Below are 19,376 nucleotides of genomic sequence, written 5' to 3'. Positions count from 1 at the left end.
CGTCCCCTCTCGGAGGGGGCGGGGCTCCTTCGTGCTTGCGGTCAGGCGCGGCGGGCGGACTCGACCACGAACGGGGTGCCCTGCTGACAGGTGGTCATCATGCCCGGCTCGGGGCGGCCGGTGACCTCGACCCGGGCGCCGGGCTTGAGCACGTCGCGCGGCCCGCCGACGAGCAGGTGGCCGTCGAGCAACAGGCAGTTCGGCTCGACGCCGGCCTGCACGGTGCCGCTGATGACGGTGCCGCCGACCCCCGGCGGGGTCGACGGGCCACCCTTCCAGGAGGGGCCGGGACGCTTCGGGCTCGTGCCGGGGTCGGGCTGGCTGGTCACGGGGGCGGCTCCCGTCGTACTCGGGCTCGGGCTCGGGCTGGAATCGGCGGACCCGTCGCCGGGTGCGGCGCAGGCGGTCAGCGCGAGGCCGGCGAGCAGTGCGACGAGCACCGTACGAGGAGTCTTCATGGTCGGTTGGACGCGGCGGACGGCCGATCCGTTCCCGGTCAGCCGCGGGCCGCGGCGGCGGCCTTCATGTCGCGCTTGAGCTCCTGCGGCAGCGAGAACGTCAGCCGCTCGTCCGCGGTGGTGATCTCCTCGACGTCGCCGAAGCCGCGCTCGGCCAGGTGCGCCAGCACCTGCTGGACCAGCTCGTCGGGCACGCTCGCGCCGGAGGTCACACCCACAGTGCTCGCCCCGGCAAGCCAGGCGTCCTCGATCTCGTGCGCGAAGTCGACCAGGTAGCCGGCGCGGGCTCCGGCGTCGAGCGCCACCTCGACCAGCCGGACCGAGTTCGAGGAGTTGCGCGAGCCGACCACGACCACCACGTCGCACTCGGGGGCGATCTCCTTGACCACGTGCTGGCGGTTGGAGGTGGCGTAGCAGATGTCGTCGCTGGGCGGCGACTGGAGCAGCGGCAGCCGCTTCTTGAGCCGGGCCACGGTCTCCAGCGTCTCGTCCACCGACAGCGTGGTCTGGGACAGCCAGACCACCTTCTCCGGGTCGCGCACGGTGACCTTGTCGACGCCGTCCGGGCCGTCGACGAGCTGGATGTGGGCGGGGGCCTCACCGGCGGTGCCGATGACCTCCTCGTGCCCCTCGTGCCCGATGAGCAGGATGTCGTAGTCCTGCGCGGCGAACCGCCGGGCCTCGTGGTGCACCTTCGTGACCAGCGGGCAGGTGGCGTCGATCGCCCGCAGCGAGCGCTGCTTGGCCTGGTCGTAGACCTCGGGGGCGACGCCGTGGGCGGAGAAGATGACGGTGGCGCCCTCCGGCACCTCCTCGTTCTCCTCCACGAAGATCGCGCCCTGGGCCTCCAGCGTGCGCACCACGTGCTTGTTGTGCACGATCTGCTTGCGCACGTAGATCGGCGCGCCGTAGAGCTTCAGCGCCTCCTCGACGGTCTGCACCGCCCGGTCCACGCCCGCGCAGTAGCCGCGGGGGTTGGCCAGGAGCACGCGCTTGCCGGTCCGGGGAGTCGTCTCAGCGTCAGTCACCCGCCCATCGTACGTGCCGCCCTCCCGCACGGCAGCGGCCGCGATGCACGCGCGGGCGCTGTCGGTCCCGGGCCGTAGGGTGGGCGGGTGAGCGCGGGAGAGGACGGCCGGGGGGCGCCGGACGGGCGGAGCAGCCCGGACGGACGGAGCACGGCCGAGGAGCCCTGGCCGGTCCGGGTGGTCAGCCAGAAGGTCGGCGCCTGGATCGCCCGCCTGGGCTGGGTGTGGGTCGACGGCCAGGTGGCGCAGATCAGCCGCCGCCCCGGCGCGAGCACCGTCTTCCTCACGCTGCGCGACCCGTCGGCCGATCTCAGCCTCACCGTCACCACCAACCGCGACGTGCTGGACGCGGGCGCGCCGGAGCTGCGCGAGGGTGCCCGGGTGGTGCTGCACGCCAAGCCGGAGTTCTACGCCGCGCGCGGCACACTCAGCCTGCGCGCCGACGAGATCCGCCAGGTCGGCCTCGGCGAGCTGCTGGCCCGGCTGGAGAAGCTCAAGAAGCTGCTCGCCGCCGAGGGCCTGTTCGACCGGTCCCGCAAGCGGCGGCTGCCGTTCCTGCCGGGCCGGGTCGGCCTGATCACCGGCCGCGCCTCGGCGGCCGAGCGGGACGTGCTGACCAATGCCCGCCGCCGCTGGCCCGCCGTCGACTTCCGCACGATCAACGTGGCGGTGCAGGGGCCGAGCGCGGTACCCGACATCGTCGGCGCGCTCAAGGTGCTCGACGCCGACCCGGCCGTCGACGTGATCGTCATCGCCCGGGGCGGTGGCGGCATCGAGGATCTGCTGCCCTTCTCCGACGAGGCGCTGTGCCGGGCGGTCTTCGCCTGCCGCACACCGGTGGTCAGCGCGATCGGCCACGAGACGGACGCGCCGCTGCTCGACTACGTCGCCGACGTGCGCGCCTCCACCCCGACCGACGCGGCGAAGCGCATCGTGCCGGACCTGACCGAGGAGGTCCGGCTGATCGGCCAGGCCCGGTCCCGGCTCGAACGGGCCGTTCGTCACCTGGTCGACCGGGAGCAGCACCGGATCGACCTGCTGCGCTCCCGCCCGGTGCTGGCCCGGCCGCAGGTGATGGTCGAACAGCGGGCGGTGGACGTGTCAGCGCTGCGCGACCGCGCCGGCCGGTCGCTGGAGCACCGGCTGCGGGGTGCCACCGACGACCTGCGGCACACGCTGGCCCGGCTGCGCGCGCTGTCCCCGGCCGCCACGCTGGAGCGCGGCTACGCGATCGTGCAGCGCGCCGACGGCCACGTCGTCCGCGCGGCCTCCGAGGTCGACAAGGGCGATCCACTGCGGGTACGCCTCGCCGAGGGCGAGCTGACCGCGACCGTCGACGGCTGAGGGAAGAGAGACGATGACCGGCAGGAAGCAGGACGAACAGCTCAGCTACGAGCAGGCCCGCGCCGAGCTGGCCTCGGTGGTGGAGAAGCTGGAGGCGGGCGGCACCTCGCTGGAGGAGTCGCTGGCTCTCTGGGAGCGCGGCGAGCAGCTCGCCGGGGTGTGTCAGCGCTGGCTGGACGGCGCGCGCGCCCGCATCGACGCCGCCCGCCAGCGCGCCGAGGACTGACGGTGGGGTCCGGCGCGCTCGCCGAACCCCACCGCGGACCTCAGTTGAACAGGTTGTACAGCTCGGAGGGCGCCTCGACGACCTGGTCGGCCGAGGGCTTCTGGGCCGGGGCCGCGTTGCCGTAGTCGGTGTAGGTGATCTTCAGGTCCTGCGCGGCGCTCTGGCCGGCGGCCGGGATCTTGAGCACCATCTCGCTGAGCCGCCCCTGCGTGTCGACCTTGGCGGTGAACGGCACCGACTGGGCCTGCGCCCCGAGCGCGGTGATCACGGCCGGGTCGAGCGAACCCGCCTCGGCGGCCTTCGACACGTCGACGGTGCCCTCGTACGCGCCCTCGCCGGTCTGCCGTACCTCGGTGATGCCCTGGGTGAGGACGGCGCTGCCGGCCGGGTCGAGCTTCTCGAAGTCGAAGCCCAGCGCCCGGTTGCCCTTGATCCGGTTCTGGTCGAGGTGGTGGTACTTGCCGGTGTTGAGGTTCTTCACGCCGGGGATCTGCGCGGCGGCGGTGCCACCGAGTTCCAGCTTGACCCAGCTGTCCGGCTTCGCGTGGATGAGGTCGAGCTTCATCATCAGGTCTGACGACGGGTCGCCGATGGTCATCCGCATGTCGGCGCTCTGGCTCGGCTCGTGCACCTGCCCTTCGGCGGTGGAGCCCGCGCCGGTCATGGAGAACTTGAAGTTCCCCTCGCGGATCGCGTTCGTGGAGTCGAGCAGGGCCTGCTTGGCCGCGCTGCTGGACGCCGTGGCGCTCGGTGCGACGCTGCCGGAGGCGCTCGGGGTCGCGGAGGCGTCGGACGTCGTCCCGTTGCCGTTGCAGGCCGCCAGGCCGGGAATGAGCAGCGCCGCGGCGAACGCGGTGGCGCTGAAGCGTCGTATCTTCACGTCAACCTCTCCAGGTGGGTCGTCCGGGCTCGATGTCCCTTCTGTTCCCGGAAGCGGGGATCCGCAATCCCGCCTCACCCGGAGGGAGGATGTCAGCGCAGCGACGTGGCGAGCTTGCGCAGCTCCGTCTCGCCCGCGTCACCGACCACGATCACGGTGCGGTTCGGCTCCAGCAGGACGAGCGCCTGCTCGTTGCCGCGTGCCGTGTAGCGCTGCCAGCTCAGCCCGCCGGGCAGGTCGGCAGCGCCCTGCGGCTGCCCCTCGGTCAGCTCGGCCGGCAGCAGCTTCTCCGCCGGGACGTTGCTCTCCACGAGCTGCGCGCCCCGGCCCTCCGGGGTCACGTATCCGATCCGCAGCGTCGAGCCGTCCGGCTCGGTCCGGAATCGGGCGTTGACCGTACGCCAGTCGTCGCCCAGACCGGTCGGCTCGCTGACCGGGAAGGCGTTCGCGGAGCGGGCCTGCTCCAGCGCGGGCGCCGGGTCGACGGTGACCGGCGAGTCGCCCCCGAGGAAGCCCCGGTAGAAGGCGAGCAGCAGCGCGATCGGGACCAGCAGGATCAGCAGGGACAGCGCCATGTCCTTCGGCGACCGCTCGGACCGGGCCTTGCCCGCCGCCGGGGCGACCACGGGCTCGGCGGGCGCGGGCTCGCCGGCCGCGGCAGCCGGCTCGACCAGCGCGGGCTGCCCCTCGGACGGGGCCGGGCCGCCGTCCGGTCGGACCGGCGGCTGGCCGTCCGGCGGGGTGGCGTCGGTCGGTGTGCGGTCGGCAGGCTGTGCGGCTTCCACCGGGCCATTGTCGCAGCCCACCGGGGGACGTGATCCTGGCCTCCTCCGCCCCGCCGGGACGGCGAACCTGAGATCGTGTGAGGATCAGCGACAAAACCGGCGGCGGTGGCCGCCGGTCCCACCCCGCAACGTCGCGAGGAGGCCGCCATGACAACCACCAGGACGCGGACGCCCCAGGATCTCGACCGCAACCTCGCCCTCGATCTGGTCCGGGTGACCGAGGCCGCGGCGATGGCCGCCGGCCGCTGGGTCGGCCGGGGCGACAAGGAAGGCGGCGACGGCGCAGCTGTCGACGCCATGCGAAAGCTGATCAACTCGATCCCGATGCGCGGCGTCGTGGTGATCGGTGAGGGCGAGAAGGACAACGCCCCGATGCTGTTCAACGGCGAGGAGGTCGGCGACGGGACCGGCCCCGAGGTGGACGTGGCGGTCGACCCGATCGACGGCACCACGCTGATGAGCAAGGGCATGCCGAACGCGCTGGCGGTGCTCGCGGTGGCCGAGCGCGGCGCGATGTTCGACCCGAGCGCGGTCTTCTACATGGAGAAGCTGGCGGTCGGCCCGATGTACGCCGACGTGGTGGACATCAACGCCGGGGTGGCCGAGAACATCAACCGGATCGCCAAGGTCAAGGGCACCGACGCCGCCGAGGTGACCGTGTGCGTGCTGGACCGGTCGCGCCACGACGACCTGGTCAAGCAGATCCGGCGTACCGGCGCGGGGATCCGGTTCATCTCCGACGGCGACATCGCCGGCGCCATCGCGGCGGCCCGCGGCGAGTCGGACGTGGACGTGCTGATGGGCATCGGCGGCACCCCGGAGGGCATCACCGCGGCGTGCGCGCTCAAGTGCATGGGCGGCATGATGCAGGCCAAGCTCTGGCCGAAGGACGCCGAGGAGCGCCGCAAGGCGCTGGACGCCGGGCACGACCTGGACCGGGTGCTGTTCACCGACGACCTGGTCACCGGCGACAACTGCTTCTTCGTGGCCACCGGTGTCACCTCCGGTGACCTCCTGCGCGGCGTGCGGTACCGCTCCGGTGGCGCGTACACCCAGTCGATCGTGATGCGCTCCAAGAGCGGCACGATCCGGGTGATCGACTCGTACCACCGCCTGGAGAAGCTCGCCCTCTACTCGGCTGTCGACTTCGACGGACGCCCGCTGGCCGAGCAGGAGTGAGCCGGACACGCTGTCGACCGGGCGACGGTGTCGGGTTGGCCACCGCGGCGCTGACCCTGGTCGCGGTGCTCGTCGCCGCCCTCGGCCCGGCCCGCCGCCCCTAACGGGCGGCGGCGGGTGCGGCGGCCCGCAGGCCGGTGACCATCTCGTCGACCACCCGGTCCAGCGGCGTCCCCTCGATCCCGAACGTCTCGCTCGCGGCGGTGGAGTCCATCACGAACGGCCCGGCGAACTGGTGCGCCGTCTCCCGCAGCTCCCGGGCGAACGGGTCGGCCAGGCCACCGAGCCAGAGCACCGGGTAGGGCATTCGGATCAGCCGGGGTGCCGGCGCCCCGGCCCGCTTCGCCGCCCGGTCGGCGAGCGCCCGCATGGACATCGGGGGCGCGCTCGGCACGTGCCAGGCTCGTCCCCAGGCCCGCGGGTCGGTGGCGGCGGCGACGAGGGTACGGGCGACGTCTCCCACGTACGTCCAGGTGTGCGGGGCGTCCCAGGCGACCGGCAGGAACACCCGCTGCCCGGCGAGCACCTTGGGCAGCACCATCATCGGCAGCGAGTTGCCGCCGAGGCCGATGTAGTCGGAGCCGCGTACCTCGGTGACCCGGGCCCGGCCGGCGCGGTGGGCAGCCAGGGCGTCGGCCCACATCCGGTTGCGGACCCGGCCCTTGACGCCGGTGGCGGCGAGCGGGGTGGCCTCGGTCATCGGGGCGTCGACCGGGCCGTACCCGTAAAGGTTGCCGACTGTGGTGAGCACGGCGCCGCTGCGCTCGACGGCGGTGAGCAGGGCGGCTGCGAGCGGCGGCCAGTCCGTCCGCCACCTGTGGTACTCCGGGTTGGCGCAGTTGTAGAGCGCGTCAGCGCCTTCGGTGAGCGCGGCGAGCCGGTCCGCGTCGGCGGCGTCGGCGGCCACCCGCTCGATCGCCTGGTGCTCGGGGCCGGTGCCGCGCCGGGTGACCACGCGCACGCGCTCGCCGCGCTCGGCGAGGAGGCGGGCGGTGGCGGTGCCGACGGGGCCGGCGCCGACGATCACGTGCAGTGCCATGACAGGTCCACCTTCACTGAAGCAGTTGTTCGAAGCGAGAGCACCGCTCTCGAAACAGAGCATGACTCATGCGAGCAGCCCACGTCAAGAGCAGTGCTCTCTCTTTTGATTGCTGCTCTCATCCGTGGCAGAGTGACGGCATGGTCGCTCCCTCGCTCCGCGCCCGGGTCCGCGCCGGGATGATCGAAGAGATCAAGACGGTCGCCCGCCGCCACCTGGACACCGACGGCGCGAACCTCTCCCTGCGCGCGGTGGCCCGCGACCTCGGCATGGTCTCCTCGGCGATCTACCGCTACTTCCCCAGCCGCGACGACCTGCTCACCGCGCTCATCCTGGAGGCGTACGACGCGCTCGGCGACGCGGTGGAGGCGGCCGACGCCGCCGCCGACCAGGCCGACCTGCGCGGACGGTGGCTCGCCGCCTGCCGGGCGGCCCGTACGTGGGCGCTGGCCCACCCCGCCGAGTACGCGTTGCTCTACGGCAGCCCGGTGCCCGGGTACGCGGCCCCGGACGACACGGTCGCGCCGGCCCAGCGCCCTCCGGTGACCCTGGTCGGCATCCTGCGCGACGGCCTGGCCTCCGGCCGGCTCGCCCCGCCCGACGACGAACTGCCCGAGCCGCTGCGCGGCGACGTGGCCGAACTGGTCGGGCTGCTCGGCATGGACGTGCCACCCGCGCTGCTGGCCCGCGGCATGGCCGGCTGGACCCAGCTGTTCGGGCTGATCAGCTTCGAGCTGTTCGGCCGGATCAACCGGGCGCTACCGCACCGCGACGAGTACTTCGACCACCAGATCGGCCTGATGGCGGACCTGGTCGGCCTGCCCTGACGCCGATCGGCGTCAGGTGCCGTCGGAGGAGTGACCGGGGAACAGGTGCGCGGTCGGGTCGATGACGACGGCCGCGTTGTTGACGGCGGTGGCGGCCTCGCCGAAGCCGGTGGCGATCAGGCGGACCTTGCCCGGGTACTCGGTGATGTCACCGGCCGCGAACACCCGGGGCAGGTTGGTGGCCATCGCGCTGTCCACCACGATGTGCCGCCGGTCGAGGTTCAGCCCCCACTCGGCGAGCGGGCCGAGGTCGGCGGTGAAGCCCAGCGCGGCCACCACGGTGTCCACCGGCAGCGTCTCCACCTCGCCGCCGCGTACGGTCAGCTCGGCGCCGGTGACCGTCTCCTCGCCGTACAGCCGGCTCACCTCGGCGTTCACCACGATCCGCACCGGCAGCGCGCGGACACGCTCGATGGTGGCGGCGTGCGCCCGGAAGCGGTCCCGCCGGTGCACCAGCGTCACCGACCGGGCCAGCGGGGCGAGCGTGGCGGCCCAGTCGAACGCCGAGTCGCCGCCGCCGACGATGAGCACGTGCCGGTCGGTCAGCTCGGCCGGCTGCGGCACGAAGTAGACGATCCCGCCGCCGGTGAAGCTCTCCGCGACCGGCAGCGGCCGGGGCGTGAAGCTGCCGAGCCCGCCGGTGACCAGCACCGCGCCGCAGGTGAGCTGCTCACCGCCGGCGAGGCCGAGCACCGGCCGGCCGTCGAGGTAGGACAGCTTCTCCGCGCGTACGCCGAGCCGGTAGTCGGGGTGGAACGGCGCGGCCTGGGCGACCAGGTTCGTGACCAGCTCACGGCCCTTGATCGCGGGGAAGCCGGCGACGTCGAGGATCAGCTTCTCCGGGTACATCGCGGTGACCTGGCCGCCCGGCTCGGGCAGCGCGTCGATCACCGACACGGAGAGTCCGCGGAAACCGGCGTAGTAGGCGGCGAAGAGCCCGGCGGGACCGGCCCCGATCACGGCGACATCGACCTCGCGCATGGCGTACCGTCACTTTCCGCTTCGGATCACCCCGTGCTGATGCCGAAACGGTAGGCGGGCGGGTGGCCCCGGGCAAGCATGTCCCGCGCTTCGATCAACGCGCCGTCAGGGCAGCGTCATCCTGGGTGAGCCGAGGCGGTCGGATTCGCCGGTGTCGTTGCGGCGGCGGAACAGGATCGCCGCGACCACGCCGCCGAGCAGCCCGAACAGGTGGCCCTGCCAGGAGATGCGCTCGTCGGTGGGCAGGATGCCGAGCAGCTGCCAGCCGTAGAGCAACCCGACCAGCAGGCCGACGGCGAAGTTCCACCAGCTCCGCTCCACCACGCCCCGGGTGAGCAGGATGCCGAGGTAGCCGAAGATGACGCCGCTGGCGCCGACCACCACCGAGTTGGGTGAGCCGGTGAACCAGACGCCCAGGCCGCTGACCAGGATGATGACGGCGGTGGACCAGAGGAACCGGCGGGTGCCCGCGGCGAGCACGAACGTGCCGAGCAGGATCAGCGGGATGCTGTTGCTGTAGAGGTGGTTCCAGCCGGCGTGCAGGAACGGTGAGAAGAAGACGCCGTCCAGGCCCTGGAGCCGCTGCGGGATGATGCCGGCGGTGTAGTCCAGGCCGAGTCGCAGGCCGACGTCGAGCGCCTCGATGAGGAACAGCACCGGCACGACCGCGCACATGGCGACGAAGGCCCGGCCGAGCGCCGCGTAGAACGCGTCGGTGCCGAACCGGTAGGGGTCGCCGCTGGGGCCGCCGTGCCAGGTCACCTACCAAGAGCTATCAGCAAAAGCGGCAGGCCGCCAGTCGGGGCCGGTACGACGACGGCGGGACACCGGGTCTCCCCGCGTGTCCCGCCGCCGTCGTGATGTCAGTACCAGCCCGAACTCTGTGACTTCTGCCAGGCGCCGCAGGGGGTGTCGTACCGGCCCTTGATGTAGCCGAGCCCCCACGTGATCTGGGTCGCCGGGTTGGTCTTCCAGTCGTCGGCCACCGAGGCCATCTTGCTGCCCGGCACGGCCTGCGGGATCCCGTACGCCCCGGACGAGCTGTTGGAAGCCTTCGGGTTCCAGCCGCTCTCCTTGGTCCAGAGCTTGTCCAGACAGGGGAACTGGTCGATGCCGAAGCCCTTGTCGAGCATGACGGCGCAACCGATCTTCCGGTTGCCGCTGTACTCCGCGCACGAGGACGGGATCGGGCCGTTGTACGGCTTGACCTTGGCTTCCGCCTCCTCCTCGGCCGCGGCCCGCTCCTTCTTGCGGGTGGCGGCGGCCGCCTCGGCCTTCCTGGCCCGCTCGGCGGCCTCCTTCGCCGCCGCGGCGGCACGCAGCTTCGCCTGGTACTCGGCGGCCCGCTGCCGGGACGAGTCCACGCGGTGGTCGGACAGCCGGTCGCGCTGGTACGCGTACTCCGCCTGGTCGACCTCCAGGCCGACCTGCGCGGTCAGGCCCTGCTGCTGGGTCTGTCGATCCTCACCCAGATAGAAGCCGCCGGCGACGCCCACGGAGAGCAGCGCGACAGCGGCCGTACGGGCGCCGAACCGGCTCCAGAGCCGACTCACGAAGTTTCCCTTCGTCGGGGGCAGGGACACGGCACGCGCATGGCCGGGTCGGGTCACGCCGGTGCCGTGAGCGCACCGGTACCGGTGTGACTTCGGGCCGTGTCCGGCTCCCGAGTGGTAGGTGACGCTCGATGGACACCATTGCGCACAGTGAGGCCGGTGGGAAATGGCCGGGCCTAAAAGTGATCTGCGTCACCCTTAAAATGCGGACAAAGTGGGGCAAAAGCGGCAGTCAGCCGGGGATGTCCTCCAACAGATCGGTGACCATAGCGGCGATCGGAGAACGCTCCGATCGGCTGAGGGTGACGTGCGCGAAGAGGGGATGCCCCTTCAGCGCCTCGATCACCGCCGTCACCCCGTCGTGCCGGCCGACCCGCAGATTGTCCCGCTGGGCCACGTCGTGGGTGAGCACCACCCGCGACCCCTGACCGATCCGGGACAGCACGGTGAGCAGGACGCCCCGCTCCAGCGACTGCGCCTCGTCCACGATGACGAACGCGTCGTGCAGGCTCCGGCCGCGGATGTGGGTCAGCGGCAGCACCTCCAGCAGCCCGCGCGAGGTGACCTCCTCCAGCACGTTCTCGTGCACCACCGAGCCGAGCGTGTCGAAGACGGCCTGCGCCCACGGCGACATCTTCTCCGACTCCGACCCGGGCAGGTAGCCGAGTTCCTGGCCGCCGACCGCGTACAGGGGACGGAACACGATCACCTTCTTGTGCCGGCGACGCTCCATCACCGCCTCCAGGCCGGCGCAGAGCGCCAGCGCGGACTTGCCGGTGCCGGCCCGCCCGCCGAGCGACACGATGCCGATGGACTCGTCCAGCAGCAGGTCGAGTGCGATCCGCTGCTCCGCCGAGCGCCCGTGCACGCCGAACGCCTCCCGGTCGCCCCGGACCAGCCGGATCGTCTTGTCCGGCAGCACCCGTCCCAGCGCCGAGCCCCGCCCCGAGTGCAGCACCAGGCCGGTGTGGCAGGGCAGGCCCGCCGCCGCGTCGACGTCGAGCGCCTCGCCCGCGTACAGCCGGCCGATCTCCTCCTCGGCCAGGTCCAGCTCGGCCATCCCGGTCCAGGTCGGATCGCTGGCCTGGCCGTGCCGGTACTCGTCGGCGCGCAGGCCCACCGAGGCCGCCTTCACCCGCAGCGGCATGTCCTTGCTGACGAGCGTGACCTCACGCCCCTCGGCGGCCAGGTTGAGCGCCACGGAAAGGATGCGCGCGTCGTTCGACTCGTTGCGGAAGCCGGGCGGCAGCACCCCGTCGTCGGTGTGGTTCAGCTCCACCCGCAGCGTGCCGCCCTGATCGTTGGCGGGCACCGGGCGGTCCAGCCGGCCGTGCCGCACCCGCAGCTCGTCCAGCATGCGCAGCGACTGGCGGGCGAACCAGCCCAGCTCGGGGTGGTGTCGCTTGCCCTCCAGCTCGGAGATCACCACCAGCGGCAGCACCACCTCGTGCTCGGCGAAGCGGTGGAAGGCGGCCGGGTCGGACAGCAGGACCGAGGTGTCCAGGACGAAGGCCGGGCCGGCTGGTCGGGGCTCCTCGGCCTCGGCGGCGGCGCCGCGGCGGCTGCGGGTGGTCCGGCGGGTCGGGGCGGTCGAGGCCGGGGTCTGCTCGGCTCCGGCGGGGGTACGGCGAGTGGTCACAGGCCTGCTCCGCGGATGGGCACCCGGCCACCCGAGTTCCGCCTCTTCCGGTGCCCGGAGGACACGGGGTCGGATGCGGGCCCCGTGCGCGAGGACGCAGGTCCGGGCTGTCCGGCTGGCCCGGGAAAACCCCGTGCCATGCCTAGACGCTAATCGCACCGGGGCCGCGGGGCTAGAGGCGCGCGTGGATCATCGTCCGGTCTTCGCCTGACGTACACCCGTTCGAGTGACCGGCGGACCGGAACCGGCCGGGATGCATGCCCCCTGCGCGCACCCCGGCCGGTCGTCCACTGCGGCGCCGCGACGCGGCGCGGGCCTCAGCCCTGGCGGCGCACCAGCGTCCCGGCCCGCGGTCCGGCGCCGGCCGCGCCGAACGACGATCCGGTGTACGTGGTGCCCACCCGCCCGACGCCGCCGAACTGGGCGGTGGCGGTGACGCGGACGGCCGGAGCGGAGCCGGGCCGGGCGGCGACCGCCGCGGGTACGGAGGTGCCGGCGAACGGCACGGCCGAGCGGCCGGCCGACGTCACCACCGTGGGACTGGGACCGGACAACGCGGAGGCGATGGCCGCCTGGGCGTCGCGCCGGCGGCGGTTCCAGGCGCCCCGGTCACCGTCGAAGTAGCCCTGGCGGTAACCGAACCGGTAGCCGATGCGGTAGCTGAGCTGGCCGTGCAGGCGGCCGGCCGCGTAGCAGGTGGAGCCGAGCACGAGGACGAGCACCACGGCGAGAAAGGGGGTCATCGCTCGTCCGCCCCGGGGAGCGGGTCGACCACCAGCAGCCGTTCCAGGTCGTCGGTGCTGACCTCCTCGACCAGCTCGACGCTGATCCGGCATCCGTCGAGGATCACCTCGGCCACCGACGCCCGGCGGATCTCACCGCCGGAGTCGTAGACCCGCACGCTCAGCTCGGGGCAGCCGAGGTGGGTACGCCAGGCGTCCCACTCCCCCCGGTCGCCGACGCTGAGCGAGAGGTACCGGCACCCGCGGGCGAGATAGAGACGCCAGGGGGCGCTCAGCCCGGCGGACACTCCGTCCGCGATCAGCCCGAAGGCCTGGGCACGGGTCGCGAGCTCGGTCACGAGACCCCCTCGGCACCCGCGGAGTGACGCATGTGAGCACTCGTCGTCTCAAGCACGTGACACACCGTAAGTTGTCTCATGAGCGTGACAGTATCAGCTTTTCAGGCCTTTGCCGCCGTACTGGCGTCCATCTATTCTGCCCGGGTGACACCCCTCAGGAGCAGCACTGGATCGTTTACCGGAAATCCGCCACCGACGTCACGTCGGCGTGACAGCAGCGTGCCGAGCCGCCCTCCCGGGACCGACTGGCCGTACCGTCACGGGGTGACCGAGACGACCAACGCACGGAAGATCGCGTTCGCCACCTTCGTCCGGCGCGCGCTCGACGACGCCCGCGCGCTGCGGGCCTGGAGCGGCACCGAGGTCTCCCGGCGCACCGGCGTCTCCCGCCAGACCATCAACCGATGGGTACGCGGCGACTGGGCGAGCGACCCGGAGGCGGAACGCGTCGTCGCCTTCTGCGAAGGGCTGGGACTCGATCCGGCCGTCGCGTTCACCGCGCTCGGCTGGGACCGGGCCGCCGGACCGCGCACCGCGCCGGCCCCGCCCCCGATGGACCCGGACGTGGAGGCGCTGCTGCGCCGGCTGGTCGACCCGAACGTCTCCGACGCGGAGAAGTTCCACATTCGAGAAACCATTCGTTACCTCGCATATCGCCCGACGCTGCCGGGCGGTGTCCGAAATAGGGGTAAACAGGCCGGGTAGTTCCTCAGATGGCGAAAGAACGGAAGGTCGGACCCGATCGTTTCGCCGCGGGGACGGATCGGACCCGCTAGCGTCCACGTTTGTACTGCTAGGGGCTCGTCATCGGCGGGGGGACGGGACACAGCCGAACCCAGCCCTGCGGGACAGAAGGAGGGGTCTGTCCATGACCCTGAAATGGTTGGCAGTCGTGGTCGCGGTGGTGTCGCTGACATCGTGCGTGACCGGCAACGTGGTGGTCGGCGTACTGGACGGCGGGCAGCTTCCCCTGGTCGTCAACCTCTTCGCGCTCACCACAGCCGGCACCGCGGTGATCCTCGCCGTCGTCGCCGAGCTGCACGATCGACTAAACGACCGGGTCAGCGCGCTCACCGAGTTCCTGGTGGCGCGGCTCAACGAGATCGAGGCGCACACCGGCGACCGCAACACCGGCTTCGTGGAGGGCTACCTGCTCAGCCACGGGCAGGAGGCAGCAGTGGTGCCGTTCGGTCGCCGGGGACGAGGAGCCGCCGAACGCTGATCACCACGTCGTTCCGACGTCACATCTCGGCCACGAATACGCCGCCCGGCGCGGGGTACGCTGACGCGCGTGCCGCCGTTGAATCTGGGCAACCAGCAGCCGAAGACCCCGTTGAACGCGGAGCACGCCTGGCGTGCGACCGCCGCCCGCGCGGGTGACGTCGTCCTCTTCTTCGACTTCGACGGCACCCTCGCGCCCGTCGACGACGATCCCACGGCCGTACGGCCCGCACCCAACGTGCTCACCGCACTGGAGGCGCTCGCCCCGCACGTCCGCCGGATCGCCATCGTCTCCGCACGCCCGGTGGACTTCCTCCGCGACCACCTCGGCGGCCTCGCCGGCATCGACCTGTACGGGCTCTACGGCCTGGAGCACAGCCACTCCGGCGGCGAGACGGTCACCGAGCCGGCCGCCCTGCCGTGGGTGCCGACCATGTCGGAGCTGGCCGAGCAGGCCCGCGCCGAACTGCCGCCCGGCGCGCTCGTCGAGTTCAAACGGCTCTCCGTGGCGCTGCACTGGCGTACCGCCCCGCAGCTCGGCGACCTGGTGCAGGAGTGGGGCCGGGCCCAGGCCGAGCGGCTGGGGCTGCGCGCCCAGCCGGGCCGGATGGTGCTGGAACTCAAGCCTCCGGTCGACCGGGACAAGGGCATGGTGATCGGCGAGACGGTCCGGGACGCCGGTGGCGCCTGGTACTTCGGCGACGACGTCTCCGACATCAAGGCGTTCGCCGCGCTGCGTGCCCGCGCCGCCGCCGATCCCGACTTCCTCGGTGTCTGCGTCGCGGTCGCCAACCCGGAGACCGGTCACGAGGTGGCCGACGCCGCCGACCTGACCCTGGACTCCCCCGCCGCCCTGGCCGACTTCCTCACCTCAGCCCTGCCCCACCTCCGCTGACCCCCCGGGCCCCGGGGCCCGTCTCTCCTCCGCGATCTTGCACTTGCCGCCCCGGAAAAGGGGGCATAAGCCACGCTTTCGGGGCCGAGAGTGCAAGATCGCCGAGGCGCGCGGGGCGAGGGCGGGGCGGGGCGGCCGGGGCGAGGGTGGGTCAGGTGCCGAAGCGGCGCTGGCGGGTGGCGTAGGAGCGCAGGGCCCGCAGGAAGTCGACCTTGCGGAAGTCGGGCCAGTTCAGCTCGCAGAAGTAGAACTCCGAGTGCGCGCTCTGCCAGAGCATGAAGCCGGAGAGCCGCTGCTCGCCACTGGTCCGGATGATCAGATCCGGGTCCGGCAGCCCCTTCGTGTAGAGGTGCTCGGAGATGTGGTCGACGTTGATCGAGGTGGCCAGCTCCTCGATCGTGCCGCCGTTCGCCGCGTGCTCCACCAGCAGCGAGCGGACCGCGTCGGCGATCTCGCGCCGCCCGCCGTACCCGACCGCGATGTTGACCTGAGCCCCGCCGTCGCGGTCGCGGGTGCGTTCCTCGGCGGCCTTGAGCGCGGCGGCGTGCTGCGCCGGCAGCACGTCGAGCGCGCCGACCATCCGCAGCCGCCAGGGGTTGCCCTCCTCGGCCAGCTCGGTGCTGAGGTCCTCGATGATCTGGAGCAGCGGGTCCAGCTCGGCGGCCGGGCGGGACAGGTTGTCGGTGGAGAGCAACCAGAGTGTGACGTGCCCGACGCCGGCCGCGTCGCACCAGCGGAGCAGCTCCTTGATCCGCTCGGCGCCCATCCGGTGGCCGTCGTTCGGGTCGACGAAGCCCATCTCCCGGGCCCATCTGCGGTTGCCGTCGCACATCACGCCGACGTGTGCGGGTACGGGCTTGCCCGCGAGCTTCGCCGTCAGCCGGCGCTCGTACACGGAGTAGAGGAGTTTCCGCAGAGTCATCACCTTGCAGGGTAGCGACCCGCGGGAGAGATCAGTGTCTCGGTGGCATATCACCTGAGGGCGAGCCGGTCCGGCACGGTCGCGGCAGGTCCGCGCCGATCGCCATCAGGGTGCGCGCGTCGAGCCGGCCGTCGCCGAGTCCCAGCTCCACGACGGTGCGATAGACGCGCTCGTCCCGCCGGGCCGCGCCGACCACCGCGTCGACCACCCGGCGCCGCCGGGCCAGCCACGCCGCCACCGAGCTGTGCCGCAGGTGGGTGCCGAGCCGGGCGCGCAGGGCGGCGGCGTACACCCGGGCGGCCTCGGCCGGGGAGCCGGCCGCCGCCGCACCGGCGAGCGCCCCGGAGCGCAGCGCGTAGAAGATGCCCTCGCCGGTGAACGGGTTGATCAGCGACAGCGCGTCCCCGGCCAGCACCACCCTCCCCCGGCCGGGCGCCGGCCGGTGGGTGGACAGCGGCAGGTGGTGCGCCCGCAGCCCGGTCACCGTGGCCGGGTCGACGTCCGGGAGCAGCGCGGCCATCCGGTCCACCAGGTGCGCGCGGCTGAGCGGTTCGCCGCGCAACACCTCCCCGTACCCGACGTTCGCGCGACCGTCGCCGATCGGAAAGGCCCAGGCGTACGCGGGCCAGCGCGCCGCGGACGTCACGATCAGCTGCTCCGGCGGCCCGGCCGGCGCGGGCGCGTAGCCCCGGATGGCGAGCGCCAGGTGCCGGTCCGGGTTGACCGGGTGGCCGAGCGCGCGCCGTACCACCGATCCGGCGCCGTCGGCGCCCACCACCGCCCGCGCGGGCAGCTCGCCGTCGAGCAGCACCCGGTCGGCGGCGATCTCCACCCGGCGTACGGTGTGCCGCCGCAACTCCGCGCCGGCGGCCACCGCCGCCGCGACCAGGCGAGCGTCGAACACCTTGCGGGGCACCGTGTACGCGGGCCGGGGCAGCGTCCGGGCGACGGTGCCGCCACCGGGCCCCACGAGGCGCAGCGCGGGCAGCGGTGCGTAGCCGTCGACGGCGCCGGTCACGCCCAGCTCGGCGAGGACGTCCAGCGCGTGCGCGGCGATGCCGTCCCCGCACGCCTTGTCGCGGGGGAAGTCGGACCGGTCGAGCAGCAGCACCCGCGCCGCCCCGGCCCGCCGCGCGCCGAGCGCGGCGGCGGCCCCAGCGGGCCCCGCCCCCACCACCACGACGTCCCACACCCCCTCATCCTGCCCCGCCGCGCCCCGCCCCGGGCGACGATCATGAGGTTGGCGGCATCAACGGAGAGGCGGGGTCAAGGGGTGAGTGCAATCGTCAGGTGGTGATGAGTTGTGCGAGGCGTTGGGCTGGGGTGTTCCAGCCCAGCGTTTCGCGGGGCCGGGTGTTGAGTTCGTGGGCGACGTGGTCCAGGCCGCGCTGGTCGATGGCGCGGAAGTCGTAGCTGCTTTTGGGGAAGTACTGGCGTAGGAGCCCGTTGGTGTTCTCGTTGGTGCCGCGTTGCCAGGGGCTGTGGGGGTCGCAGAAGTAGACCGGGCAGCCGGTGGCGACGGTGAACACCGGGTGGGTGGCCATTTCCGTGCCTTGGTCCCAGGTCAGCGACCGGCGCAGGTGTGCCGGCATGCGGGCTGCCAGGGCGGTGAGGACACCGATGACGGCTTCGCTGTCGCGGCCGTGAGGCAGCGCGCCGAGCATCACATAGCGGGTGGTCCGTTCCACCAGGGTCACGATCGCCGAGGCTCCGGCCTTGCCGATGACCAGGTCACCTTCCCAGTGCCCGGGCACCGCCCGGTCGGCAGCCTCAGCCGGCCGGTTACTGATCCGCAGGTCCCCGATCCAGGGCCGCCGACTACGGGCGGCACCCGCGGCCCGCGACTGCGGGCGCCGCTGGGTGCGACCCGAGCGCAGCGCCACCTGCCGGGTCAACTCCGCCCGCAGGCTGCCCCGCGACTGCACATAGATCGCCTGGTAGATCGTCTCGTGGGACACCTGCAACTCCGGCCGGTCGGCGAACGTGGCCCGCAACCACGCGGCGATCTGCTTCGGAGACCACCTACGCGCCAGTTTCCCCGCCACCACCTGCCGCAGCCGCGTGCCCGCCGCCAACTTCGAGACCACCGGCCGCCGCCGGGCCCCGTCAGAACGCCGCTGCGCCCACTGCGCCTGATACCCCCACCGATACGGACGCCGAGCCCGCCCGGACGGCAGTGACCGCCCGAGCGGGTTCTTCGTCCCGTGCCGCGCACTGTTGTTCCGCGCCACCTCCCGCGACACCGTGCACACCGGCACCCCGAGAACCTCCGCGATCTGCGAGATCGTCCGACCCGACCCCCACAGATGCTCCAACACCTGCCGATGCCCGAACGTCATCACACCCGGCCTCGCCACCAGCCCCTCCAGCCCAACCAAGATCAGTTGCACTGAAGCCTAGAAACCGCCAGATCGAAATCGCCGTCAACTTCATGATCGACGGGGTGGGGTGGGGTGCGGGTGGCTCGGTTGAGGGACCAGAGGGTGAGGGCGGCGGCGGTGACCAGGGGGGCGCCGTCGCGGATCAGGCCGTCGGTGCCGAGCAGCCACCAGCACAGGGGCAGGTCGATCGCGAGGACGCCGAGCGTGACGGCCACCAGGCCCTTCCGCGCCCACGCCTTGTCACGCAGCAGGAAGGCGGTACAGAACAGCACGGCGTAGCTGACCGCGATGCCGGCGCCGAACCAGAAGATCAATGCCGGTACGGCGGCCAGCCGCCCGTCCAGCACGGCACCCGTCGCCACCAGCGCGGGCACGAGCATCAGCGGACTGTAGGTGAACGCCGCGACGCGGGCGGTGAGCAGCCAGCCGTTCGCCTGCGGGCGCTTCGGCGCCACCTCCCGCCAGGCGATCGTCCCGCCCTCGACGACCAGGCCCTTGCGGTGCCGGACCAGGTGCGCGCGGATCGTCTCGGAGCGGTAGAGCAGCACCACGACGGCGACGCAGAGCGCGGTGAGCACGGCGAACCCGACCAGGCCGGGCAGCGCGGGCACCCCTTGCCGGGGCACGATCAGCCGCCCGACCGCGAAGATCGTGGTCACCGCCAGGATCAGCCCGAACGGCCGGGCCCCCACCCGTCCCTTGTTCACGTGGCCGATCAGCAGCAGGAAGCCGAGCGACCGGAGCATCGCCCAGCCGGTGCGTACGGCCAGACCGAACTCCTGCTCCGGGGCGTACCAGTAGTTGAGCAGCTCGACCACCACGGTGGCCGCCGCGGTCACGGCGAGCAGCGTGGTGAGCGCCCGGACGGCGGACGGCCGCCGGACCTCGACAGGTTCAGCGGCCGTCCTCATGGCATCCGATGTTGCCCGGCGCGGGC

22 protein-coding genes are annotated in these 19,376 nt (G+C 72.7%); 7 read left to right on the top strand and 15 right to left on the bottom strand.

What is annotated here, in order from left to right; translation table 11 throughout:
- Positions 1 to 41: 41 nt before the first annotated feature.
- Both O7611_RS02535 and O7611_RS02530 read right to left on the bottom strand, forming a co-directional pair.
- Positions 42 to 458, bottom strand: coding sequence for a hypothetical protein (locus tag O7611_RS02535; protein WP_194798571.1), 417 nt, complete (start codon positions 456 to 458; stop codon positions 42 to 44).
- Positions 459 to 496: 38 nt separating this feature from the next.
- Complete coding sequence (locus O7611_RS02530; RefSeq protein WP_194798572.1) at positions 497 to 1,486, bottom strand: 4-hydroxy-3-methylbut-2-enyl diphosphate reductase; 990 nt, start codon at positions 1,484 to 1,486, stop codon at positions 497 to 499.
- Between the two features lie 87 nt (positions 1,487 to 1,573).
- Here O7611_RS02530 and xseA point away from each other — a divergent pair, with 87 nt between their 5' ends.
- Both xseA and O7611_RS02520 read left to right on the top strand, forming a co-directional pair.
- Complete coding sequence (gene xseA, locus O7611_RS02525; RefSeq protein ID WP_269696133.1) at positions 1,574 to 2,830, top strand: exodeoxyribonuclease VII large subunit; 1,257 nt, start codon at positions 1,574 to 1,576, stop codon at positions 2,828 to 2,830.
- 13 nt (positions 2,831 to 2,843) lie between these two features.
- Positions 2,844 to 3,056 (top strand): exodeoxyribonuclease VII small subunit, encoded by a 213-nt coding sequence (locus tag O7611_RS02520; RefSeq protein ID WP_194798574.1) that lies wholly within the window; start codon positions 2,844 to 2,846, stop codon positions 3,054 to 3,056.
- 40 nt (positions 3,057 to 3,096) lie between these two features.
- On the opposite strand, the gene O7611_RS02515 is transcribed toward O7611_RS02520, so the two are convergent.
- Positions 3,097 to 3,936, bottom strand: coding sequence for a hypothetical protein (locus tag O7611_RS02515; protein ID WP_194798575.1), 840 nt, complete (start codon positions 3,934 to 3,936; stop codon positions 3,097 to 3,099).
- A gap of 92 nt (positions 3,937 to 4,028) precedes the next feature.
- Positions 4,029 to 4,721 carry a DUF4245 domain-containing protein gene (locus O7611_RS02510; protein ID WP_194798576.1) on the bottom strand — a complete coding sequence of 231 codons (693 nt, stop codon included), beginning with the start codon at positions 4,719 to 4,721 and terminating at the stop codon, positions 4,029 to 4,031.
- 147 nt (positions 4,722 to 4,868) lie between these two features.
- Between O7611_RS02510 and glpX the strand changes: the two genes are divergently transcribed.
- Positions 4,869 to 5,900, top strand: a complete 1,032-nt coding sequence (gene glpX, locus O7611_RS02505; RefSeq protein ID WP_194798577.1) for a class II fructose-bisphosphatase — start codon at positions 4,869 to 4,871, stop codon at positions 5,898 to 5,900.
- Between the two features lie 100 nt (positions 5,901 to 6,000).
- Here the strand turns inward: glpX and O7611_RS02500 are convergent, their stop codons facing one another.
- A complete protein-coding gene (locus tag O7611_RS02500) occupies positions 6,001 to 6,939 on the bottom strand; it encodes an NAD-dependent epimerase/dehydratase family protein (protein ID WP_269696132.1) in 939 nt (312 codons plus the stop codon).
- A gap of 140 nt (positions 6,940 to 7,079) precedes the next feature.
- Here O7611_RS02500 and O7611_RS02495 point away from each other — a divergent pair, with 140 nt between their 5' ends.
- Positions 7,080 to 7,766: a TetR/AcrR family transcriptional regulator gene (locus O7611_RS02495; RefSeq protein ID WP_194798579.1), complete on the top strand. Its 687-nt coding sequence runs from the start codon at positions 7,080 to 7,082 to the stop codon at positions 7,764 to 7,766.
- A 12-nt stretch (positions 7,767 to 7,778) separates the two neighbouring features.
- Here O7611_RS02495 and O7611_RS02490 read toward each other — a convergent pair whose 3' ends face one another.
- From O7611_RS02490 to O7611_RS02465, 6 genes are all read right to left on the bottom strand, one after another.
- The gene (locus O7611_RS02490; protein WP_194798580.1) at positions 7,779 to 8,747 is read right to left on the bottom strand and encodes an NAD(P)/FAD-dependent oxidoreductase; all 969 of its coding nucleotides are present in this window, start codon (positions 8,745 to 8,747) and stop codon (positions 7,779 to 7,781) included.
- Positions 8,748 to 8,852: 105 nt separating this feature from the next.
- The gene (locus O7611_RS02485; protein WP_013284068.1) at positions 8,853 to 9,509 is read right to left on the bottom strand and encodes a rhomboid family intramembrane serine protease; all 657 of its coding nucleotides are present in this window, start codon (positions 9,507 to 9,509) and stop codon (positions 8,853 to 8,855) included.
- 101 nt (positions 9,510 to 9,610) lie between these two features.
- Positions 9,611 to 10,300: a transglycosylase SLT domain-containing protein gene (locus tag O7611_RS02480; protein ID WP_269696131.1), complete on the bottom strand. Its 690-nt coding sequence runs from the start codon at positions 10,298 to 10,300 to the stop codon at positions 9,611 to 9,613.
- A gap of 232 nt (positions 10,301 to 10,532) precedes the next feature.
- Positions 10,533 to 11,939: a PhoH family protein gene (locus O7611_RS02475; protein WP_194798582.1), complete on the bottom strand. Its 1,407-nt coding sequence runs from the start codon at positions 11,937 to 11,939 to the stop codon at positions 10,533 to 10,535.
- A 317-nt stretch (positions 11,940 to 12,256) separates the two neighbouring features.
- Positions 12,257 to 12,682: a hypothetical protein gene (locus O7611_RS02470; protein ID WP_194798583.1), complete on the bottom strand. Its 426-nt coding sequence runs from the start codon at positions 12,680 to 12,682 to the stop codon at positions 12,257 to 12,259.
- Positions 12,679 to 13,020 carry a hypothetical protein gene (locus O7611_RS02465; RefSeq protein WP_013284064.1) on the bottom strand — a complete coding sequence of 114 codons (342 nt, stop codon included), beginning with the start codon at positions 13,018 to 13,020 and terminating at the stop codon, positions 12,679 to 12,681. Before O7611_RS02465 ends, O7611_RS02470 begins: the two co-directional genes overlap by 4 nt.
- 264 nt (positions 13,021 to 13,284) lie before the next feature.
- Here O7611_RS02465 and O7611_RS02460 point away from each other — a divergent pair, with 264 nt between their 5' ends.
- The 3 genes from O7611_RS02460 (at position 13,285) to otsB (ending at position 15,136) form a co-directional block, all read left to right on the top strand.
- On the top strand, positions 13,285 to 13,725 hold the full coding sequence (locus O7611_RS02460; RefSeq protein WP_194798584.1) for a helix-turn-helix domain-containing protein: 441 nt from the start codon (positions 13,285 to 13,287) through the stop codon (positions 13,723 to 13,725).
- A gap of 163 nt (positions 13,726 to 13,888) precedes the next feature.
- Positions 13,889 to 14,242, top strand: coding sequence for a hypothetical protein (locus O7611_RS02455; RefSeq protein ID WP_013284062.1), 354 nt, complete (start codon positions 13,889 to 13,891; stop codon positions 14,240 to 14,242).
- 69 nt (positions 14,243 to 14,311) lie between these two features.
- Complete coding sequence (otsB, locus tag O7611_RS02450) at positions 14,312 to 15,136, top strand: trehalose-phosphatase (RefSeq protein WP_194798585.1); 825 nt, start codon at positions 14,312 to 14,314, stop codon at positions 15,134 to 15,136.
- A 151-nt stretch (positions 15,137 to 15,287) separates the two neighbouring features.
- On the opposite strand, the gene O7611_RS02445 is transcribed toward otsB, so the two are convergent.
- The 4 genes from O7611_RS02445 to O7611_RS02430 form a co-directional block, all read right to left on the bottom strand.
- The gene (locus tag O7611_RS02445; protein WP_194798586.1) at positions 15,288 to 16,058 is read right to left on the bottom strand and encodes an isoprenyl transferase; all 771 of its coding nucleotides are present in this window, start codon (positions 16,056 to 16,058) and stop codon (positions 15,288 to 15,290) included.
- Between the two features lie 31 nt (positions 16,059 to 16,089).
- On the bottom strand, positions 16,090 to 17,250 hold the full coding sequence (locus O7611_RS02440; RefSeq protein ID WP_269696130.1) for a geranylgeranyl reductase family protein: 1,161 nt from the start codon (positions 17,248 to 17,250) through the stop codon (positions 16,090 to 16,092).
- 94 nt (positions 17,251 to 17,344) lie between these two features.
- Positions 17,345 to 18,448, bottom strand: coding sequence for an IS30 family transposase (locus O7611_RS02435; RefSeq protein ID WP_194803567.1), 1,104 nt, complete (start codon positions 18,446 to 18,448; stop codon positions 17,345 to 17,347).
- Positions 18,439 to 19,350 (bottom strand): hypothetical protein, encoded by a 912-nt coding sequence (locus O7611_RS02430; protein WP_269696129.1) that lies wholly within the window; start codon positions 19,348 to 19,350, stop codon positions 18,439 to 18,441. Before O7611_RS02430 ends, O7611_RS02435 begins: the two co-directional genes overlap by 10 nt.
- Between the last annotated feature and the right edge of the window lie 26 nt (positions 19,351 to 19,376).

The organism is Micromonospora sp. WMMC273 (genome assembly GCF_027460285.1).
In the GTDB taxonomy this organism is placed as follows: Bacteria; Actinomycetota; Actinomycetes; order Mycobacteriales; family Micromonosporaceae; genus Micromonospora; species Micromonospora aurantiaca.
This window is presented reverse-complemented; position numbering and strand designations above follow the sequence as displayed.

Bases quoted from the DNA above. Each gene is read 5' to 3' on its own strand.
- O7611_RS02535 (WP_194798571.1), bottom strand. From the start codon at position 458: ATGAAGACTCCTCGTACGGTGCTCGTCGCACTGCTCGCCGGCCTCGCG.
- O7611_RS02520 (WP_194798574.1), top strand. From the start codon at position 2,844: ATGACCGGCAGGAAGCAGGACGAACAGCTCAGCTACGAGCAGGCCCGC.
- glpX (WP_194798577.1), top strand. From the start codon at position 4,869: ATGACAACCACCAGGACGCGGACGCCCCAGGATCTCGACCGCAACCTC.
- O7611_RS02500 (WP_269696132.1), bottom strand. From the start codon at position 6,939: ATGGCACTGCACGTGATCGTCGGCGCCGGCCCCGTCGGCACCGCCACC.
- O7611_RS02495 (WP_194798579.1), top strand. From the start codon at position 7,080: ATGGTCGCTCCCTCGCTCCGCGCCCGGGTCCGCGCCGGGATGATCGAA.
- O7611_RS02490 (WP_194798580.1), bottom strand. From the start codon at position 8,747: ATGCGCGAGGTCGATGTCGCCGTGATCGGGGCCGGTCCCGCCGGGCTC.
- O7611_RS02470 (WP_194798583.1), bottom strand. From the start codon at position 12,682: ATGACCCCCTTTCTCGCCGTGGTGCTCGTCCTCGTGCTCGGCTCCACC.
- O7611_RS02455 (WP_013284062.1), top strand. From the start codon at position 13,889: ATGACCCTGAAATGGTTGGCAGTCGTGGTCGCGGTGGTGTCGCTGACA.
- O7611_RS02445 (WP_194798586.1), bottom strand. From the start codon at position 16,058: ATGACTCTGCGGAAACTCCTCTACTCCGTGTACGAGCGCCGGCTGACG.
- O7611_RS02430 (WP_269696129.1), bottom strand. From the start codon at position 19,350: ATGAGGACGGCCGCTGAACCTGTCGAGGTCCGGCGGCCGTCCGCCGTC.